This is a genomic window from Micromonospora sp. CA-248260 (genome assembly GCF_050942205.1).
GTDB lineage: Bacteria > Actinomycetota > Actinomycetes > Mycobacteriales > Micromonosporaceae > Micromonospora > Micromonospora antibiotica.
In genome coordinates this window covers 5,596,966-5,615,085 of sequence record NZ_CP192021.1, presented here as the reverse complement: position 1 = coordinate 5,615,085, position 18,120 = coordinate 5,596,966, and the positions used below count along the sequence as shown (strand labels likewise).

Annotated in this window: 19 protein-coding genes; 11 read left to right on the top strand and 8 right to left on the bottom strand. The window is 71.5% G+C overall.

What is annotated here, in order from left to right; genetic code table 11:
* Positions 1-3 precede the first annotated feature (3 nt).
* From ACQP2H_RS24130 to ACQP2H_RS24115, 4 genes are read right to left on the bottom strand one after another with little or no spacing between them, the layout of a single operon-like run.
* Positions 4-1,746, bottom strand: coding sequence for a helicase HerA domain-containing protein (locus ACQP2H_RS24130; protein ID WP_433228984.1), 1,743 nt, complete (start codon positions 1,744-1,746; stop codon positions 4-6).
* Entirely contained in the window at positions 1,743-2,408 is a 666-nt protein-coding gene (locus ACQP2H_RS24125; RefSeq protein WP_433228982.1) for a DUF2637 domain-containing protein, read from the bottom strand. Before ACQP2H_RS24125 ends, ACQP2H_RS24130 begins: the two co-directional genes overlap by 4 nt.
* A complete protein-coding gene (locus tag ACQP2H_RS24120; RefSeq protein ID WP_433228980.1) occupies positions 2,405-2,551 on the bottom strand; it encodes a hypothetical protein in 147 nt (48 codons plus the stop codon). Before ACQP2H_RS24120 ends, ACQP2H_RS24125 begins: the two co-directional genes overlap by 4 nt.
* On the bottom strand, positions 2,548-3,228 hold the full coding sequence (locus ACQP2H_RS24115; RefSeq protein ID WP_433228978.1) for a helix-turn-helix domain-containing protein: 681 nt from the start codon (positions 3,226-3,228) through the stop codon (positions 2,548-2,550). Before ACQP2H_RS24115 ends, ACQP2H_RS24120 begins: the two co-directional genes overlap by 4 nt.
* A 116-nt stretch (positions 3,229-3,344) precedes the next feature.
* Here ACQP2H_RS24115 and ACQP2H_RS24110 point away from each other — a divergent pair, with 116 nt between their 5' ends.
* From ACQP2H_RS24110 to ACQP2H_RS24100, 3 genes are all read left to right on the top strand, one after another.
* Positions 3,345-4,913 carry a ComEC/Rec2 family competence protein gene (locus tag ACQP2H_RS24110; protein ID WP_433228976.1) on the top strand — a complete coding sequence of 523 codons (1,569 nt, stop codon included), beginning with the start codon at positions 3,345-3,347 and terminating at the stop codon, positions 4,911-4,913.
* A gap of 223 nt (positions 4,914-5,136) precedes the next feature.
* Complete coding sequence (gene holA / locus ACQP2H_RS24105; protein ID WP_208570124.1) at positions 5,137-6,117, top strand: DNA polymerase III subunit delta; 981 nt, start codon at positions 5,137-5,139, stop codon at positions 6,115-6,117.
* 80 nt (positions 6,118-6,197) lie between these two features.
* Positions 6,198-6,626, top strand: coding sequence for a hypothetical protein (locus tag ACQP2H_RS24100; protein WP_208570149.1), 429 nt, complete (start codon positions 6,198-6,200; stop codon positions 6,624-6,626).
* A gap of 175 nt (positions 6,627-6,801) precedes the next feature.
* Here ACQP2H_RS24100 and rpsT read toward each other — a convergent pair whose 3' ends face one another.
* Together rpsT and ACQP2H_RS24090 are read right to left on the bottom strand one after the other, a co-directional pair.
* The gene (rpsT, locus tag ACQP2H_RS24095) at positions 6,802-7,068 is read right to left on the bottom strand and encodes a 30S ribosomal protein S20 (protein WP_067311213.1); all 267 of its coding nucleotides are present in this window, start codon (positions 7,066-7,068) and stop codon (positions 6,802-6,804) included.
* A 155-nt stretch (positions 7,069-7,223) separates the two neighbouring features.
* A complete protein-coding gene (locus tag ACQP2H_RS24090; protein ID WP_433233657.1) occupies positions 7,224-8,324 on the bottom strand; it encodes a phosphotransferase family protein in 1,101 nt (366 codons plus the stop codon).
* Between the two features lie 196 nt (positions 8,325-8,520).
* Here ACQP2H_RS24090 and ACQP2H_RS24085 point away from each other — a divergent pair, with 196 nt between their 5' ends.
* The 8 genes from ACQP2H_RS24085 (at position 8,521) to ACQP2H_RS24050 (ending at position 16,353) form a co-directional block, all read left to right on the top strand.
* Entirely contained in the window at positions 8,521-9,057 is a 537-nt protein-coding gene (locus ACQP2H_RS24085) for a DUF4240 domain-containing protein (protein WP_357535684.1), read from the top strand.
* Positions 9,058-9,238: 181 nt separating this feature from the next.
* Positions 9,239-11,116 (top strand): translation elongation factor 4, encoded by a 1,878-nt coding sequence (gene lepA, locus ACQP2H_RS24080; RefSeq protein WP_219464288.1) that lies wholly within the window; start codon positions 9,239-9,241, stop codon positions 11,114-11,116.
* Between the two features lie 366 nt (positions 11,117-11,482).
* Positions 11,483-11,770: a GlsB/YeaQ/YmgE family stress response membrane protein gene (locus tag ACQP2H_RS24075; RefSeq protein WP_219464287.1), complete on the top strand. Its 288-nt coding sequence runs from the start codon at positions 11,483-11,485 to the stop codon at positions 11,768-11,770.
* A 212-nt stretch (positions 11,771-11,982) separates the two neighbouring features.
* Positions 11,983-12,270: a GlsB/YeaQ/YmgE family stress response membrane protein gene (locus ACQP2H_RS24070; RefSeq protein ID WP_208570119.1), complete on the top strand. Its 288-nt coding sequence runs from the start codon at positions 11,983-11,985 to the stop codon at positions 12,268-12,270.
* 299 nt (positions 12,271-12,569) lie between these two features.
* Complete coding sequence (locus tag ACQP2H_RS24065; protein WP_219464286.1) at positions 12,570-13,859, top strand: sugar ABC transporter substrate-binding protein; 1,290 nt, start codon at positions 12,570-12,572, stop codon at positions 13,857-13,859.
* Positions 13,856-14,842: a carbohydrate ABC transporter permease gene (locus ACQP2H_RS24060; RefSeq protein ID WP_357535680.1), complete on the top strand. Its 987-nt coding sequence runs from the start codon at positions 13,856-13,858 to the stop codon at positions 14,840-14,842. The genes ACQP2H_RS24065 and ACQP2H_RS24060 overlap by 4 nt, the downstream gene beginning before the upstream one ends.
* Positions 14,839-15,669 (top strand): carbohydrate ABC transporter permease, encoded by an 831-nt coding sequence (locus tag ACQP2H_RS24055; protein WP_219464283.1) that lies wholly within the window; start codon positions 14,839-14,841, stop codon positions 15,667-15,669. Before ACQP2H_RS24060 ends, ACQP2H_RS24055 begins: the two co-directional genes overlap by 4 nt.
* A 42-nt stretch (positions 15,670-15,711) precedes the next feature.
* Complete coding sequence (locus tag ACQP2H_RS24050) at positions 15,712-16,353, top strand: MOSC domain-containing protein (RefSeq protein WP_219464281.1); 642 nt, start codon at positions 15,712-15,714, stop codon at positions 16,351-16,353.
* Between the two features lie 21 nt (positions 16,354-16,374).
* Here the strand turns inward: ACQP2H_RS24050 and ACQP2H_RS24045 are convergent, their stop codons facing one another.
* Both ACQP2H_RS24045 and ACQP2H_RS24040 read right to left on the bottom strand, forming a co-directional pair.
* Complete coding sequence (locus ACQP2H_RS24045) at positions 16,375-17,238, bottom strand: hypothetical protein (RefSeq protein WP_208570114.1); 864 nt, start codon at positions 17,236-17,238, stop codon at positions 16,375-16,377.
* Between the two features lie 97 nt (positions 17,239-17,335).
* Positions 17,336-18,118 carry an enoyl-CoA hydratase-related protein gene (locus ACQP2H_RS24040; protein ID WP_219464280.1) on the bottom strand — a complete coding sequence of 261 codons (783 nt, stop codon included), beginning with the start codon at positions 18,116-18,118 and terminating at the stop codon, positions 17,336-17,338.
* Between the last annotated feature and the right edge of the window lie 2 nt (positions 18,119-18,120).

Genomic DNA, 18,120 nt, shown 5'->3' with positions numbered 1-18,120 from the left:
CTCTCACGGGCCACCGCCCGCCCACCGTAGAAGATCGTCTTTCGAGTAAAGATCCGCATTCCCGTCCTTGCCCCTTGGAGTGGGTACTTCGCCGACTCCCCTCTGTAGTCGCTTCTTGGCTGCGTCCAGCTTCCACGGGATGACTCCCCCCTCGGCTGCCTGCCGCAGCGTCAGGAAGTCCCCGGCAGGGCTTGATAGGCCGTTGACCTGCGAAGTCCCCGAGGGCCGGGGACATGCAAGCTCCCGAGCCTCCGCATCGGTCAGGTAGGCCACCTGCGTCTCCGTGGTCTGACCACCAACAACGATCTGCCACCGTCCGAGCGTCCGAGACGCCCGGGGCATGGCAGCCTCAGGAACCAGCATCTTCCAGTTGTTCGCCGTGTACCTGGCGAGGCACCGAACCCCGAAGTTCTCCCGCGCCTCCGGGCCACCGATGGCCCGTGCGGTGAGCATCTGCGCGATAGCCAACACGTTGACCTTGGCACTGCGGCCCATGAACAGCAGATCAGCCAGGGCTGCCACGGCAGGGGACCGCTTCTGGTCCCCCTTGCTCCGAACCTCGGCCCAGAAGTTGACAAGCTGCCCGATGGTCGCGTTCAACTCCTCGGCGATGACCAGCACCCGGGGACCGGGGTCCCAATCCTCGGCCTCATGTAGGGCAAGCTGGTTGCGCTCATCCGCCAGGGCAGCGAGGCGCACCAGGGCGTCGTGCATCTGCGCCGGTTTGGTGCAGTAGTCCACCCCCGCCAACCCGAGGGCCCAACGGTGGGACCCCTTGCGGTCGAGGATGACCACTCGGCCGCCCCGGTTGAGTACCTGGACGGCGATCAGCTCGGCAAGCACGCTCTTGCCCGCTCCCGTGCCCGCGCTCACAGCGACGTGGGGCGAGTCGTCACGCAGCGACAACGTGACCGGGCGGTCCCCGGCACCCTGACCGATGTAGAACTCCCATTCGGCCAACCCGGCGAGGTTGGCGGCAACCTGCTCAGCACCTACCTGGGCCGGCGGACGCTTGCGCACGGTCCAGACGGCGCGTACCCGGGGGCCGACCTGGTGCCACGTCTCCACCAGGTCAGCAACGGGAATCTTGCTGCCGATGATCGAAGAGACGAGCTGCCGTTGCTCTCTGGTCAGGTATGGGGTGTCGGCGGTCAGCTCGATACGCGGCCCCTGGTCGCCATCGACGGGCCGGCGGAACACGGCCAGCTTGGACGTGACCGGCTCGGCTGTGCGCTGCACCGACCATGCCGCCCGCTGAGCACGCTCAGGAAGCCACCTGATGATCGGCTCAACGTTCTCCCCGTACCAGGTCCGTACGGCTGTCTCCGCCGGGCTCAGCGGCTTCACGAGTCGGGGCGTGAGGTTGCCGAGCGAGGGATCAACGTGCAGGCGTACGCCGGTCTGCATCCCCATCGCCGGGGCGAGAGCAGCCAGGGTCGGCGCGATGTACTCCCGGTTGAACCGGCGCATCGTGAACCGTCGCCGGGCTCGGTAGCCGGCCACGACGACAGCCGAGCCGACCGACCAGCCGAACGGCTCAGGCTGAGCCACGGCCAGCACAGCGGTAGCCGGCACGCTGAGCCGGATCACCTGACGCTGCCAGCCGGCCAGCCGGCCCGGTCCCCGGTGCCGGTACGGGTAGCCAGGCTTGCCGCTGAGTGGCCTACCGGAGACGTACCGATAGGCCACCCGCGACACGGTGTGCTGCCGACGTAGCCGGCGGATCAGCCGCTCAACCTCGGTCATGCCGCCACCCCCGCCAGCTCGTGCGTACGGCCGGTGGAACGGGACGGCCGGTACCGCTTCACCGTCGCCACCGACACCCCGGCAAGCTCCGCGATCCGGGGGTGAGTCGCCTCGGGCTCGGCCAAGTGAGCCGACATGACCCGGTCAGCCGACGTGCCGGTGACCTGCTTTCGGGTCGGCTTCCTGGTCTGCTCGACCTGCTCGACGGCAACCGGCTCGGCTACGGGCTCAGGCTCGACGGCAACCGGCTCAGCGATGGTGGCCGGCTCGACCTGCTCGACGGCCTCAGTGTGGATCAGCTTGCCCCGACGGCTCAGCACCTCGACGGCCAGTAGGAAGGCGACCGGAGGAACGGCAGCAACTGCTCGTGCCGTCCAGGTCGGCTGAGCCGACGCGATGTTAGCGGCAAGGGTGGCGATGATGCCAAACGCCACGGCCAGCCGAGCGGACAGACGAGGCTTCCGGTTGCTGCGCTTGTCGTCGAGCATCGCCAGCGTGCCGACCAGGATCAGACCATCGATGGACAGCGGGAGCACCGACGCGACCGAGACGTGTTCACCGGCCGACCGGGCGACGGCGTAGATGTGGGAGAACGAGGCGTAGCCGGCGACCAGGGCAACGAGACCCGTGCTCAGGCGAGAGGCAACCGAGGTGACGTTCACGGGCGGATCTCCTTGCGGGTGGCGGTGGCAATCTGGTCGGCGTGCTGGTTGACCAGCAGGCGAGCGATGGCGAACGGCGAGAGCATCGCGACGGGTCCGCCGATGAGGACCAGGGCGAGCGCGTAGACGGCGGTGGCGTTCATCGGCCATCCACCAGAGCCTCGGAGCGGCACGGGCCGCAGTTGGTAGCCGAGCTACCCCGGTGCCTTGGGCACTGCTCGGTGTCCCGCTGGACGGGCAGGGCAGCGCCGGTCAGAGCCCGGGGGGTGAAGGTCTTCTTGCCGTTGATCCTCGGAGAGGTCTCTCCCGCGCTTGCGCGGTTGAGGGTTCTCTGACGGTTCAAGGACGGTTCGTGTGAAGCGGGATTCACCCCGGTCGGTACTGCACTTCCTGCCGCTCGGAAGCCTGCTTCACCCCGGTCGGCAACCGGCAGGAAGTCAGCTTCACCCCGGTTATCCACAGGCTCGGGGACCTCGGTCGGCTTGCCAGATGCCGGCTCGGCGAACGGGTCGAGCGAACCGGGAACGGTCCGGCGACGCTCCATCGCGAGATCCCAGACAACCGGCCGCCGGTCGGCGGGCAGGTGGAAGACGTGCCGCTGATCGCCTCGGCGGATCAGCCCGAGGCGTTCCAACTCCTTGATGTCGTTCGCCACCGCGCGGACCGACTTGCGGGCGTAGTGGGCGAGCCGTTCTCGGGATGGGTACGCGGCCCGGCCGTTCGCGTGGGCGTGGTTGGCGAGACCGATCAGCACGGCCAAGCAGGAAGGGGGAAGGTCGGGCGCGTCGTTCAGCGCCCAGGTCAGGGCCTCTACACTCATGGGCGGGCGGACCTCCTGTGTCCGTCAAGGCCCCGGGTAACAGGTGTTCCAGCACCTGCCGGGGCCGTTCTTGTCTGGTCGACTCACCTCCTCAAGTCACGTTCTCCGGGTCGAACGTGGCGATCGTGGTCGGCGCGGTGCTGCTGCTGGCCCGCTGGGTCCGGGCCGGTCCCCGGCTGGCGGTGATCCTCTGTGGGCTCGCCCTGATCGGTTTCGTCGTCCTGGTCCGCCCCTCGCCCAGCGTGGTCCGGGCGGCCACCATGGGGGCGATCGGGCTGGCCGCGTTGGCTGCCGGGCGTCCCCGGGCGACCCTGCCTGCGTTGGCTGCGGCGGTGGCCGTGCTGGTGCTGGTCGACCCGGAGCTGGCCGGTGACGCCGGTTTCGCGCTGTCCGTACTGGCCACCGGTGGGCTGCTGCTGCTCGCCCCGGGCTGGCGGGACGGGCTGCGTCGCCGGGGCGTACCGGCGGGGTTGGCGGAGGCGCTCGCCGTTCCGGCGGCGGCCCAGCTCGCCTGCGGGCCGGTGGTGGCGGGCATTTCCGGCACGGTGAGCCTGGTGGCCGTACCGGCGAACCTGCTCGTGGTGCCGGCTATCGCCCCGGCCACGGTGCTGGGGGTGGCGGCGGCGGTCGTCTCCCCGGTGTGGCCGGCCGGTGCGGAGTTCACCGCCTGGTTGGCGAGCTGGCCGGCCTGGTGGCTGGTCACCGTGGCCCGGGTCGGGGCCCGTCTGCCGGCCGGCACCCTGCCCTGGCCGGGCGGACTGCCGGGCGCGTTGCTGCTGGCCGGGCTGACCCTGGGGTTGTTGCTGGCCGTCCGCCGCCCGTTGGTCCGCCGGCTGGTGGCGGTCGGTGCGGTGGCGGTGGTGCTGGGCACCCTCCCGGTCCGGCTGGTCGCCAGCGGGTGGCCGCCACCCGGGTGGGTGGTGGTGGCCTGCGCCGTCGGCCAGGGAGACGCCCTCGTGTTGCCGGTGACGGCAGGCCGGGCGGTGGTGGTGGACGCCGGCCCGGAGCCGTCGGCGGTGGACGGCTGCCTGCGCCGGCTCGGCGTCCGGGAGGTTTCGCTGCTGGTGGTCAGCCACTTCCACGCCGACCACGTCGGGGGTGTGGCCGGGGTGTCCCGGGGCCGACGGGTGGCCATGGTGGTCGCCCCGGCGTTGGCCGAGCCGGCGGCGGGACGGGAGTCGGTGACGCTCGCGGCCGGTGCCGCGCGGCAGGTGGTGCCGGCGGCGGGCTGGTCGTACCGGTCGGGTGGGGTGGAGTTGGTCGCGCTCGGTCCGCCCTATCCGATGCGGGGCACCCGGTCCGACCCGAACAACAACTCCCTCGTCCTGCGGGCCACCGTGGCCGGTGTCCGCATCGTGCTGCCGGGGGACGCGGAGACGGAGGAGCAGCGGGCACTGCTGGACCGGACGCCGCCGCAGGAACTGCGGGCCGAGGTGCTCAAGGTGGCCCACCACGGCAGCGCATACCAGGAGCCGGCCTTCCTCGATGCGGTCCGGCCGATGGTCGCGTTGGTGCCGGTGGGAGCCGACAACGACTACGGCCATCCGAGTCCGGTGATCCTGGATCGGCTCACCCGAGCCGGTGCCCGGGTGCTGCGTACCGACACCGACGGGGACGTGGCGGTGGTGCTGCGGTCCGGCCGGCTGGCAGTGGTCGGTCGGGGCCTGCCCCCGGGTCGCCGCTGACCCGGGTGGGACGAAACGGTGCTTCCGGGCCTGCCCCGGTTGGTGGGGTGGGCGGCTGGCCAGCCCGGGGCAGGCCGGACGAAGGTGAAGGGAAATCAGGAATCAGAGCCATATTGCGCCTACTGCCCGACAATCAAGGTAAATGTCTATATTTGCGCTGAGTGCGGGGTGGGCCGTCGCAGCCGTCGACGAGCAGGCACGATCAGCCGCCGAGCGTGCCAAGATGAGCGACGTGACCGGCGTCGACCTTGCTCCTATTCTGCTCGTCCTCGGCGACGAGGAGCTGCTCGCCACGCGCGCGGTGAGCGAAGCCGTGGCGAAGGCCCGTAGCGTCGACCCCGAGGTCGACGTCCGGGAATACCAGGCCGGGGCGTTGGCCGTCGGCGAGATCGCCGAGATGCTCAGCCCGTCGTTGTTCGGCGGGCGGCGGGTGCTGGTGCTGCGGTCCGCCCAGGATGCCCGCAAGGACCTGGTCACCGCCCTGCTCGGCTACGCGAAGAACCCCGACCCGGACGTCCAACTGGTGGCGCTGCACCTGGGCGGGGGCAAAGGCAAGGCGTTCGCCGACGGGCTGCGCGCCGCCGGGGCGACGGTCATCGCGGCGGCGAAGCTCAAGGGGCACCGCGAGCGGGTGGCTTTCGTCCGCGACGAGATCCGCCGGGGCGGTGGCAGGTGCACCGACGACGCGGCCGACGCGTTGATCGCCGCCGTCGGCACCGACCTGCGGGAGCTGGCCGCCGCCTGCTCCCAGCTGATCGCCGACACGGATGGGCGGATCGGCGCGGACACGGTGTCCCGCTACTACCGGGGTCGGGTCGAGGTGAGCGGCTTCACCGTCGCCGACGCCACCATGATCGGCGACGTCCCCGCCGCGCTGGAGGCGTTGCGCTGGGCGCTGCACGTCGGGGTCGACCCGGTGCCGATCGCCGACGCCCTCGCCGACGGGGTCCGGACGGTGGCCCGGGTCGCAGCCGCCGGCCGGGGCGATCCGTACCAGCTGGCGAGCACCCTCGGCATGCCCGCCTGGAAGATCAAGAATGCCCAGCAGCGGGCCCGGGGCTGGACACCGGAAGGGCTGGTCGAGGCGATGCGGGCGGCGGCCGAGTGCAACGCGGCGGTCAAGGGCGGTGCCGACGACCGGGCGTACGCCCTGGAGAAGGCGGTCTTCTCGGTCGCCGCCGCCCGGCAGGGCACCGCCCGGTGACCGGCCCGATCCGCCCGGCGGCCGGCCACCTGCGGCAGGTGGATGGCGTGCACCGGCCGGTGAGCGGGACCACCCGCCCGGTGACGGGGCACGGCCGGCCGGGCTGGTCGACCGTGCCGGCGGACGACCAGCGTTACCGACCGCTCTACGCCCGGCTGCTCGGCCTGCGCTTCGTCAACCCGGGTGGGGTGCTCTGCTTCCTCTTCTTCGAGGGGGCGGTGGCGCTCGCGGTGCTTCTTGCCCTGGCCGAGTTGGTCAACTGGTGGGCGGTGCCGGTGCTGCCGATGGCGGTGGCGGTCATGGTGAAACTCAACGACGAGGTCGCCGAGCGGGTGGTCCACTCGGCGGCGCTGGTGCCGGAGCAGGAGCGGGACCGGTTCCGGCGGCAGGTCGAGCCGGTGGTCGGACGCGCCCGGGTGCCCTACGCCCTGCCGGGCGCGATGGTCACCACCGCACCTGCCCGCTGGGAGCCGGCCGACTCGCCGCCCCCGCCCGTCTCCCGCAGGTAGACCCGACCCGCCGCCCCGCCCGTCTCCCACGGGTAGACGCGACTCGCCGCTCGTCTCTCCCGGGTAGACCTGACTCGTCAGGGCAGCGCGGACGACGGGTCGAGGCCCGGAAAGTACGAAGCCGTAGGCCCCGGAGCAGTGCTCCGGGGCCTACGGTCGGGTTTGGGTCGCTCGGTCAGGCCGAGAGCGAGCCGACGCGCTTCGAGATGGCCGACTTCCGGTTGGCCGCCTGGTTGGCGTGAATGACGCCCTTGCTGGCGGCCTTGTCGAGCTTGCGGGCGGCGTCACGCATCAGGGCGGTGGCCTTCTCGGCGTCACCGGCCTCCGCAGCCTCGTGGAACTTCCGGATGGCGGTCTTCAGCGACGACTTGACCGACTTGTTACGCAGCCGGCGCTTCTCGTTCTGCCGGTTGCGCTTGATCTGGGACTTGATGTTCGCCACGCGACAGCCTCGTCTTGATAGCTCGGTTTGGTCTGCATTACCGCGCGCGACGAGCATGCGTCATCGCCACGCGAAAAGCCAGGCTACCAGGTCGGTCCGGACGAGCCAAAACGCCCCACCCCCGCCCGGACCGGCCAGCCCGGCACGGCAGGTGGTCACCACCAGCCCTGCCGGGCGGCGAGCCAGCGCAGAGCCTGCTCCCCGCTGAACCGTCGATGCACTCCCAGCAGCGCGGACGGGCCCGCCGCCCCCGGGCCGCCCGCCCCCTGGGCAGCCGCCGGGTAGCCCCCGGCCGGTGGGGAGCCCCCGGCCGGTGGAGAGCCGCTGGCCGCCGCGAGGCAATCAGCCGCTGAGGAGCCGGCGACCGTTGAGAGGCCGCCAGCCGGCGGGGGGCCGCCAATCGGCGGGAGAGCGTCAGCCGGCGGGGAGGCGGCGGCTGAGGGTGGGCCGGCGGCGGTGAGGTAGTAGCCGCAGAGGGCGGCAAGCGTCACGTCCAGGGCGTCGGGCGGGGCGTCGGCCGCCGCCGGGTGGGCGGCGAAGGCCGCATCCAGGTCCACCCGGTCGCCGTACCCGGTGATCAGGAGGCCGGCCAGGTCGAACCAGGCGGGGCCGTGGCAGAGCCAGTTCCAGTCGCAGAACCAGGCCCGCCCGGCTGGGTCGAGCAGCACGTTGTCCAGCCGCAGGTCACCGTGGGCCAGGCCGGGTGCGGCTGCCGCGTAGCCGGGCAGCCGGGACTCCAGCGCGACGAGGTCGGGTAGCCGGTCGCGGGCCGCCGGGGGCAGTGCGGGCATCGGCTCCCGGCCGGCGGCCACCTCACCCCACCAGAGGATGTCGTCGCGGGCCAGCTGGGCCAGCCGGGGGAGGCCGAGGGCGGTCAGTGCGGCCGGCGGGTCGACCAGCGCGGCGGCCACCTCGGCGTAGCCGGTGAGCACGGCGGCCAGGTCGGCCGGGTCCCAGGGCAGGCGGGGCGTCCGCCCGTCCAGGGCGTCGAGGCCGACCGCGTACCAACCGGCCGCGTCGAGCGCCCAGCGTGGGCGGGGGACCGGCAGGCCGGCCGGCAGCCGGGCGAGGACGGCCAGCTCGCGGGCGTACCAGTCGGCCAGGTGGCGTTGCCGGGCCAACTCGGCGGCCTTGACGAAGACCCGGGTGCCGGCTGCCGTCTCCAGCACGGCGGCGAAGCCGCCGGTGAAGCCCGCGGTCGCGGTCCGGGCCGTGACCACCGGCGCACCGAGCCGGGCGGTGACCGCGTCCCGCAGGCCGGCGGGCAGCTCCCGCCAGTCGGGCCGCACGGCGGTGCGGTGGTACGGCGGCGGCGTCGTGGACACCCCACCATCGTGCCCGGTCGGGCCGAACCGGGTGCACCGCCGACCCGCGCGGCGCGTGCGCCCCGGCCGGGACGACGGTGGCCCGGCGTCGACCGGGTGCCGGCGGGGGTCTGGGAGACTCCAGGCCATGAGGACCGACGACTTCTGGCAGCTGATCGACCAGGCCCGGGCCGGGGGCGGGGGCGAGGCCGGCGCGGTCGCCGCCCGGGCGGTCGCGCTGCTCGCCGAACGCACCCCGCAGGACATCGTCGGGTACGCGCACCACCAGCAGCGGGTGCTTGCCGCTTCCTACCGGGTCGACCTGTGGGGTGCGGCGTACCTGATCAACGGGGGTTGCTCCGACGACGGGTTCGAGTATTTCCGGGGTTGGCTGATGACCCAGGGGCGGGCGGTCTTCGCCGCCGCGGTGACCGCGCCGGATTCGTTGGCCGAGGTGCCCCGGGTCCGGTCAGCGGCGCTCAGCGGTGAGGAGTTCGAGTGCGAGGACATGCTGGCGGTGCCGTGGGACGCCTACCGTAAGGCGACCGCCACCGACCTGCCGGCGGAGCGGGACCGGGTGCCGGTGCCCGACCTGAACGACTTCTGGGACTTCGACGACGAGCAGGAGGCCCGCCGTCGGCTGCCGAAGCTCGCCGCCCTCTTCGTCGAGCCGCCCGAGGAGTGAACCCCGCCGGGCCCGCCCTCTCCGTCGAGGTGGCCGAGGAGTGCACCCCGCCGGGCCCTGCCGCGTCGGGTCCGGTCCGGGTACCCCAGGAGTGATCGGACCGGGTTCGCGGCGACGTGGGAGCATAGAGGGGGCCGGCGTGCGTCGGCCCGCTCCCGTCAGCCGACCAGAACGGACCGCTGTGCCACCGACGCTCGATCCCGGCGCGAACGCTCCTGGTGCCACCGACCCGGCGCGCATCCGGAACTTCTGCATCATCGCCCACATCGACCACGGGAAGTCGACCCTGGCCGACCGGATGTTGCAGCTGACCGGCGTGGTCGATCCCCGGCAGATGCGCGCGCAGTACCTCGACCGGATGGACATCGAGCGCGAGCGCGGCATCACCATCAAGAGCCAGGCCGTCCGAATGCCGTGGACCATCCGCGAGGGCGAGCGGACGGGTGAGCAGGCCGTCCTCAACATGATCGACACCCCGGGCCACGTGGACTTCACCTACGAGGTGTCCCGGTCGCTGGCCGCCTGTGAGGGGGCGCTGCTGCTGGTCGACGCCGCCCAGGGCATCGAGGCGCAGACGCTGGCCAACCTCTATCTGGCGCTGGAGAACGATCTCAAGATCATTCCGGTGCTCAACAAGATCGACCTCCCGGCCGCCCAGCCGGAGAAGTACGCCGAGGAGCTGGCCCACCTGATCGGCGGCGACCCGGCCGACTGCATCAGGGTCTCCGGCAAGACCGGTGACGGGGTGCCGTACCTGCTCGACGAGATCGTCAGGCAGTTCGTCCCGCCGGTCGGTGACGCCGACGCGCCCGCCCGCGCGATGATCTTCGACTCGGTGTACGACGTCTACCGGGGCGTGGTCACCTACGTCCGGGTCATCGACGGCCGGATCAGCGCCCGGGACCGGATCAAGATGATGTCCACCGCCGCCGTGCACGAGCTGCTGGAGATCGGCGTCATCTCGCCCGAGATGGTCAAGGCCGACGCGCTCGGCGTCGGCGAGGTGGGCTACCTGATCACCGGTGTCAAGGACGTCCGGCAGTCCCGGGTCGGTGACACCGTCACGATCAACGCCCGGCCGGCCACCGAGGCGCTCGGCGGCTACAAGGACCCCAAGCCGATGGTCTACTCCGGCCTCTACCCGATCGACGGCTCGGACTACCCCAACCTGCGTGAGGCGCTGGACAAGCTCAAGCTCAACGACGCCGCGCTCGACTACGAGCCGGAGACGTCCGGGGCGCTCGGCTTCGGCTTCCGCTGCGGCTTCCTCGGCCTGCTGCACCTGGAGATCATCCGGGAGCGGCTGGAGCGGGAGTACAACCTCGACCTGATCTCCACCGCCCCGAACGTGGTCTACCGGGCCATCACCGAGGACGGCCAGGAGATCGTGGTGACCAACCCGAGCGAGTACCCCACCGGCAAGATCGCCGAGGTGTACGAGCCGGTGGTGCGGGCCAGCGTGCTCACCCCGAACGACTACGTCGGCGCGGTGATGGAGCTGTGCCAGGGTCGGCGCGGCAGCCTGCTCGGCATGGAGTACCTCTCGGCCGACCGGGTGGAGCTGCGCTACACCCTCCCGCTCGCCGAGATCATCTACGACTTCTTCGACCAGTTGAAGAGCCGCACCAAGGGCTACGCCTCGCTGGACTACGAGCCCACCGACGAGCAGGCGTCCGACCTGGTCAAGGTGGACATCCTGTTGCACGGTGAGCCGGTGGACGCGTTCAGCGCGATCGTGCACAAGGACAAGGCGTACAACTACGGGACCACGATCGCGGCGAAGCTGCGCACCCTGATCCCGCGCCAGCAGTTCGAGGTGCCGATCCAGGCGGCCATCGGCAGTCGGGTGATCGCCCGGGAGACCATCCGCGCCATCCGCAAGGACGTGCTGGCCAAGTGCTACGGCGGTGACATCAGCCGTAAGCGCAAGCTGCTGGAGAAGCAGAAGGAGGGCAAGAAGCGGATGAAGATGGTGGGCCGGGTGGAGGTGCCCCAGGAGGCATTCATCGCCGCGCTCTCCTCGGACTCCGGCGACGCCAAGCCGGCCGGCAAGAAGTAGCCGCCCGCAGCGGGCGCGTACGCCCGGCCCGTCGGCTCGGCCGCGCCCGCGCGGCACGGCCGGTCCAGGTGTCCCACGACGGCCGGCGGACCCGGTGTTCCGACCGGGCCGCCGGCCGTCGGCATGCGCGCCCCGGTGTCGTACGGACGAATTTTTCCGCCCCGGCGTCGCTGCCGGATGGGCTGGCGCGAGTGCCCTGAGCTGCACGGACATCGACGGCCGGCGAACCGACGCAGCGGTGTTCGATCGACGTGCGGCGACATGTGTGGTGGTGAGTCGGTTTGGTTTTCCGGCGGGTCGGGAATCTAGCTGTCACGACAGGAACCACACATACCGTGTGACTCAATCTTCAGGAGGAGGGCGACCGTGGAGTTCACCGTCTGGGGCATCATCACCGCGCTCGTTGTTGGTCTCATCATCGGCGCTCTGGGCCGTCTGGTCGTGCCGGGCCGCCAGAACATGCCGATCTGGCTGCACATGCTGATCGGTGTGGGCGCCGCGCTGCTGGGCACCGTGCTGGCCCGGGCGATGGGCATCGCCACTCAGACCGCCGGCATCGACTGGACCGAGCTGCTGGTGCAGGTCGTCCTCGCCGCCATCGCCGTGGCCCTGGTGGCCGGTGTGGGTCGCCGCCGCAGCGTCACCCACCGGTAAGTCAAGCGGCACCGCTGAGCGGGCGCCCGACCCCCACGGGGTCGGGCGCCCGCTGGCGTACGGGGCCGGGCGGCCGGGGGTCGTCGCCGGTGGCGGGCGGTCTAGACCAGATCGTTACCGGAGTCGGTTTGGAAATTCTCCGCTTCGGGAACCTATCGATCACCACAGCAACAAACACTCACCAACGACATATCTACTGAAGGAGGACGGCCGTGGAGTTCACCGTCTGGGGCATCATCACCGCGCTCGTCGTCGGTCTCATCATCGGCGCTCTGGGTCGCCTGGTCGTGCCGGGCCGCCAGAACATGCCGATCTGGCTGCACATGCTGATCGGTGTGGGCGCCGCGCTGCTGGGCACCGTGCTGGCCCGGGCGATGGGCATCGCCACTCAGACCGCCGGCATCGACTGGACCGAGCTGCTGGTGCAGGTCGTCCTCGCCGCCATCGCCGTGGCCCTGGTGGCCGGTGTGGGTCGTCGTCGGGGCGTCAGCCACCGGTGACCCCGCCCGCCGGTCGGTGACCGGCCGGCGCGGACCAACTCAGCGGATGCCCGCCCCCGGTTCGGGGGCGGGCATCCGCTCGTCCGGATGGTGACCATCGATCCCGACGGGTCGTCGCGGGGCCTGCCAGAGCGGCCCCCGCCTGCGATACGGTCGCCTCGCCGAACGCCCCGCCGTCCGCCGCCGTGCCGTCGACGGTCCGCTCGCGCGGGGCGGCACCCACCCCTGTCGTAAAGGAAATTTTCCTACTAGGGTGCGGCTGAGAAGGTAAATGCCGGACAGCGCGAGGGAGAAGTGGCGTGAACAGGTGGAAACGGCTGGCCCCGGTCACCGCCATCGTGGCCTCGGCCGCGATGGTGCTCGCCGGTTGCGGCGGTTCCGGCGACGACGAAGCCGCCGACGACAGCAAGCTGACGGTCTGGATGATGGGCGAGGGGAGCGACGCCCAGACGACGTTCCTCGACGGCGTCGAGACCGAGTTCCGGCAGCGGCACCCCGACACCGACGTGGTGGTCCAGTACATACCCTGGCTGGAGGCGCCGAAGAAGTTCCAGGCCGCGCTCGCCGGCGGCGAGGGCCCGGACGTCACCGAACTCGGCAACACCGAGACCCAGGGCTGGGCGGCCCAGGAGGCCCTCGCCGACGTCTCCGGCAGGTTCGGCAGCTGGGCCGACGGCAAGGACGTCCTGCCCGACCTGGTGCGCAACGCGCAACTCGACGGCAAGCAGTACGGCGTCCCCTGGTACGCCGGGGTGCGCGCGATCTACTACCGCACCGACTGGTTCGCCGAGGCCGGCGTGCAGCCGCCGAAGAACTGGGACGACCTGGTCGCGGTCGCCAAGGCGGTGCAGGCCAAGAAGCCCGGCACCTACGGCATCGCCCTGCCCGGCAACTCCGAGCTGCCCTTCTACTCCTTCCTTTGGGGTGCCGGCGGCGAGATCGCCACCGACCAGGGCGGCACCTGGAAGTCCGGTTACACCAGCCCGCAGGCGCGGCAGGCGGTGAAGTTCTGGACCGACCTGGTGACCGTGCACAAGGTCGCCCCGCCCGCCGCCGCCGGATGGAACGAGATCGACGCCCGTACCCAGTTCGCCACCGGCAAGGCGGCGATGGCCTTCGCCGGCAGCTGGCAGGCCGGCGCGATCAAGAAGGACAACCCCGACATCGAGAAGGTCTGGGGCACCTTCCCGATCCCCGGCCCGGACGGCAGGCCGGCCCCGGCCTTCGCCGGCGGCTCGGACATCGCCCTGTGGCGCGACAGCAAGCGGCAGGACCTGGCCTGGGACTACCTGACCGTGCTGCTGAACAAGAAGAACGCCCAGACCTTCGCCGGCAGCCTGGGGTTCTTCCCGGTCTACGCCGACCTCGTGCAGGGCGGGAACTACGCCGACGACAAGCTGATGTCGGCGTTCGCCAGCACCATGCAGCGCACCCGGGTGACGCCGCTGACCCCCAAGTGGGTGGAGGTCAGCCGGACGAAGACGGTCACCCAGGCGATGAACAGCTCGGTCATCAAGGGGCAGAAATCGGTCGAGCAGGCCACCGGTGACGCCGCCGCCGAGATGGAAAGCATCCTCAACGCCAAGTGAGCACGCTGACCGAGCACACCCGGACGGACGCCGCGCGGGAGACCCCCGCGCGGCGACGGTCCCGGGTGGACCGCCTGCCGTACCTGCTCCTGCTGCCCTGCCTGGTCGTGATCGGGGTGCTGCTGCTCTGGCCGTTGGGTCAGGTGGTGACGATGTCGTTCTTCCGGCTCGACAACGTCCGGCAGCTGCGCGGGGACCGGGAGTGGCCGTTCGTCGGGCTGGCGAACTACACCCAGATCCTCGGCGACCCGTTCTTCCGTACGGTGCTGCGCAACACGGTGCTCTTCGCCGCAGCGAACGTGCTGCTGACGATGGTGCTGGGCACCCTGGTCGGGCTGCTGCTGCACCGGCTCGGCCGGAAGATGGCCACCTTCGTGGCCGGTTGCGTGATGCTGGCCTGGGCCACCCCGGCGCTGACCGGCACGATCGTCTGGAAATGGATCTTCGATGACACCTCCGGCCTGGTCACCTGGGCGTTCAACGCCCTGCCCGACGGGCTGTCGCAGGCGCTCTTCGGCCGCACCGACTGGTCGGGTTACGGCTGGTTCAACTCGCCGCTGCTGTTCTTCGCGATCCTGACCCTGGTGGTGGTCTGGCACTCGTTCCCGTTCATCGCGGTGAGCGTGCTCGCCGGGCTCAAGAGCGTACCGAGCGAGCTGCACGAGGCGGCCCGGGTCGACGGGGCCGGCCCGTGGACGGTGTTCTGGAAGATCACCTTCCCGCTGCTGCGGCCGGTCTTCGGCATCCTGGTGGTGCTCTCCACCATCTGGGACTTCAAGGTCTTCACCCAGCAGTTCGTCCTGGCCGGCGGCACCCAGGACCGGCCGACGTTCATGCTCGCCATCTACTCGTACGCCGAGGCGTTCTCCCCACCGCCCAGGTACGGCGTGGGCTCGGCCATCGCGGTCATCCTCACGCTTATCCTGCTGCTGGTGACCGGCCTGTACGTCCGGATGGTGCTCAGGCAGGAGGACGAGTCGTGAAGAAGGTCGCCCTCAACGGTGCGGGCCTGCTGGTGGCGCTCTTCGCCGTCTTCCCGGTCTACTGGATGGTCGCCACCTCGCTGAAGCCCAACCGGGAGATCTTCTCGGCCACCCCCCGGCCGGTGCCGGCACACCCCACCCTGGAGCACTACCGGGAGATCCTCACCGGCAACCTGATCCCGGGCGTGACCTTCGGCGACTTCCTGCTCAACAGCGTGCTGGTGGCGGTGAGCACGGTCGTGCTGAGCGGCCTGGTGGCGCTGCTGGCCGCGACGGCGGTGGCCCGGTTCCGGTTCCGGCTGCGGACCACCTTCCTGATCTTGCTGCTGGTGGTGCAGATGATCCCGCTGGAGGCGCTGGTCATCCCGCTGTTCCTGATGATCCAGCGGCTCGGCCTCTACAACACCCTGCCCAGCCTGATCCTGACCTACCTGGGCTTCTCCCTGCCGTTCGCGGTGTGGATGCTGCGCGGCTTCGTCGCGGCGGTGCCCAAGGAGCTGGAGGAGGCCGCCGCGATCGACGGGGCGAGCCGGTCGCAGATCTTCCGGAAGGTCCTCTTCCCACTGGTCGCGCCGGGCCTGGTGGCGACCAGCATCTTCTCCTTCATCACCGCCTGGAACGAGCTGATCTTCGCGCTGACCTTCGTCAACGACCAGAGCCGCTACACCCTGCCGGTGGCGATGACGTTCTTCTTCGGCCGGGACGACACCGCCTGGGGATCGGTGATGGCCGCCTCCACCCTGTTCACCCTCCCCGTGATCGTCTTCTTCCTGCTGGTGCAGCGGCGGATGGTCTCCGGTCTGGTCGCCGGTGCGGTCAAGGGCTGAGCCGGGACGGTGACCACCCGCGCCCGGCCGTACCCTGGGGCCATGACGGGCAGGGTGGCGGCGGTGAACCTCGGCGTGGTGACGCAGGCGCAGTGGGCGGGCGACGCGAGCGGACGCAGCGGCATCGACAAGCGGCCGGTCGACGGCCCGGTGCTGCTGCGCGCCGACGGGGTGGTCGGTGACTTCATCGGTGAGCGGGCCCAGCACGGCGGCCCCGACCAGGCGGTCTACGCCTACGCCCAGGAGGACGCCGGCTGGTGGTCGGCCGAGCTGCGCCGCGACATCCGCCCCGGCGGCTTCGGGGAGAACCTCACCACCTGGGCGGTGGACGTCACCGGCGCGGTGATCGGCGAACGCTGGGCCGTCGGGTCGGCGCTGCTCCAGGTCACCAAGCCGCGTACCCCGTGCCTGACCTTCGCCGGCTTCTGGGGGGTGCCCGACCTGATCAAGCGGTTCACCGTCCGGGCCATGCCCGGGGCGTACCTGCGGGTGCTGCGCGACGGCGAGGTCGGCGCGGGCGACCCGGTCGAGGTGGTGGACCGGCCGGCGCACGGCGTCACCATCGGCGAGGTGTTCCGGGCCACCAGCCTGGAACCGGAACTGCTGCCCCGGCTGCTCGACGTCCCCGACCTGCCCGAATCGACCCGGGAGAAGGTGCGTCGCCGGCTGAACGTCGCCGGCTGACCGCACCGGCCCGTCGACCCGTCAGGCGCGGTCGGCGAAGACCTCGGCCAGCACCCTCGCCTCGGTCGGCCGGCCGTCGGAGACCTTCGCCCACCGGCCGTTGTCGGCGCTCCACTCCAGACCGTCGAAGCGGACCCGTTTCACCCCGTGGTCGGGGGCGTGCGAGACCAACCAGTGCGCGTACCGCCAGCCGTCGCGGACGTCCGTGGCGGGCACCGTCACGTCGGTCAGCTCGGCCACCGCCCCGGCGTCGGGCAGACCCCAGTCGAGGGTCAGGCCACGGGTCAGCTCAGCCGCCGCCGCCTGCCCGCGCATCACCGGGGTACGCCCCACCGTGCAGGCCACGGCGCCGGTCGCCTCGCCGAGCAGGGCCCGCGCCAGCACCTGGGACTCGTCGGCCCACTTCTGGTACGCCGTCGGGTACGCCGACCGCTGCACCGCCTGGGCGGCGTCGGTGACCTCCATCCGCTCCCAGCCGCGCACCTTCTTCAACGCCTTGTAGAACCGGGTCGCCGCGTACCGCTGGTCGCGGATCTGCTCCGGGGTGCCCCAACCCTGGCTGGGGCGCTGCTGGAAGAGGCCGAGCGAGTCCCGGTCACCGTGGGTGAGGTTGCGCAGCCCCGACTCCTGGTAGGCGGTGGCCAGGGCGACCACCACGGCCTGTTCGGGCATCTGCCGTTGCATGCCGATCGCGGCGATGGTGGCCGCGTTGGCCATCTGGTCGGCGTCGAGCTTCACGGTGCCGTCGGCCTGAACGGTGCAACTGCGGCCCGCGATGGGGAGCCGAAGCTCCCCGTCGAACTGACGGACTCCCCAGCCCCCGACGATGGCGAACAACGCCACCACGACACCGGCTGCCACGAATGTCCGTGTCCGCACCCGCACCTCCTGTTTCAGGGTCGGAGCCAGCCTACGTCGTCATCCGGGGACCCCGGGTCGGTCGACCGGTTCACGTTCCCGCACGGAATCGGAAGAAACCAGCTCAATCCGTCGGTACCCAGGCGGCGTCCCGCCGCTCGCGGAACGCCGCCACGCCCTCGCGGCCCTCGGCCGACAGGAAGTAACCGGTGGAGCGGGCGGACAGGTCGGCGATCTCCGCCCGCAGGTCCGTGGCCGGCGGTCGGCGCAGCAACTCCTTCGTCCCGGCCAACGCCCCCGGCGCCCCCCGGACCAGCGACGCGCAGTACCCGGCCACCGCCGCGTCCAGCTCGGCGGCCGGCACGGCGGCGGTCACCAGGCCCACCTCGGCGGCCCGCCCACCGTCGAAGGTGTCGCCGGTCAGGTACAGCTCGGCAGCGGCCCGGGGATGCAGCCGGGGCAGCACGGTCGCCGAGATCACCGCCGGGATCACCCCGATCCGCACCTCGGTGAAGGCGAACGTCGCCTCCTGCGCGCAGACCGCCAGGTCCGCCGCCGCGATCAGGCCCAGACCGCCGGCCCGCGCCGGCCCGGCCACCTTCGCCAGCACCGGCTTCGGGCACTCCCGCACCGCCACCAGCACGTCACCGAGCATCCCGGCCGGCACCGACCCGCTGGCGTACGCCGCCGCCGTCTCCTTCAGGTCCGCCCCGGAGCAGAAGACCGGACCGGTGTGGTCCAGCACGACCACCCGGACCGCGTCGTCGGCGACCGCCGCGGCGATCCCGGCCAGCAGCTCGGTCATCAGCGCCGTGGACAGCGCGTTGCGGTTGTGCGGGCTGTCCAGGGTGAGCGTGGTCACCCCACGGGCCGTGGCGACCCGCACGAGTCGGTCGGGAGAGGTCATGC

Excerpts from the sequence above, each read along its gene's own strand:
- ACQP2H_RS24130 (WP_433228984.1), bottom strand. The coding sequence starts at position 1,746 with ATGACCGAGGTTGAGCGGCTGATCCGCCGGCTACGTCGGCAGCACACC.
- ACQP2H_RS24120 (WP_433228980.1), bottom strand. The coding sequence starts at position 2,551 with ATGAACGCCACCGCCGTCTACGCGCTCGCCCTGGTCCTCATCGGCGGA.
- ACQP2H_RS24115 (WP_433228978.1), bottom strand. The coding sequence starts at position 3,228 with ATGAGTGTAGAGGCCCTGACCTGGGCGCTGAACGACGCGCCCGACCTT.
- holA (WP_208570124.1), top strand. The coding sequence starts at position 5,137 with ATGAGCGACGTGACCGGCGTCGACCTTGCTCCTATTCTGCTCGTCCTC.
- ACQP2H_RS24085 (WP_357535684.1), top strand. The coding sequence starts at position 8,521 with ATGAGGACCGACGACTTCTGGCAGCTGATCGACCAGGCCCGGGCCGGG.
- ACQP2H_RS24050 (WP_219464281.1), top strand. The coding sequence starts at position 15,712 with ATGACGGGCAGGGTGGCGGCGGTGAACCTCGGCGTGGTGACGCAGGCG.
- ACQP2H_RS24040 (WP_219464280.1), bottom strand. The coding sequence starts at position 18,118 with ATGACCTCTCCCGACCGACTCGTGCGGGTCGCCACGGCCCGTGGGGTG.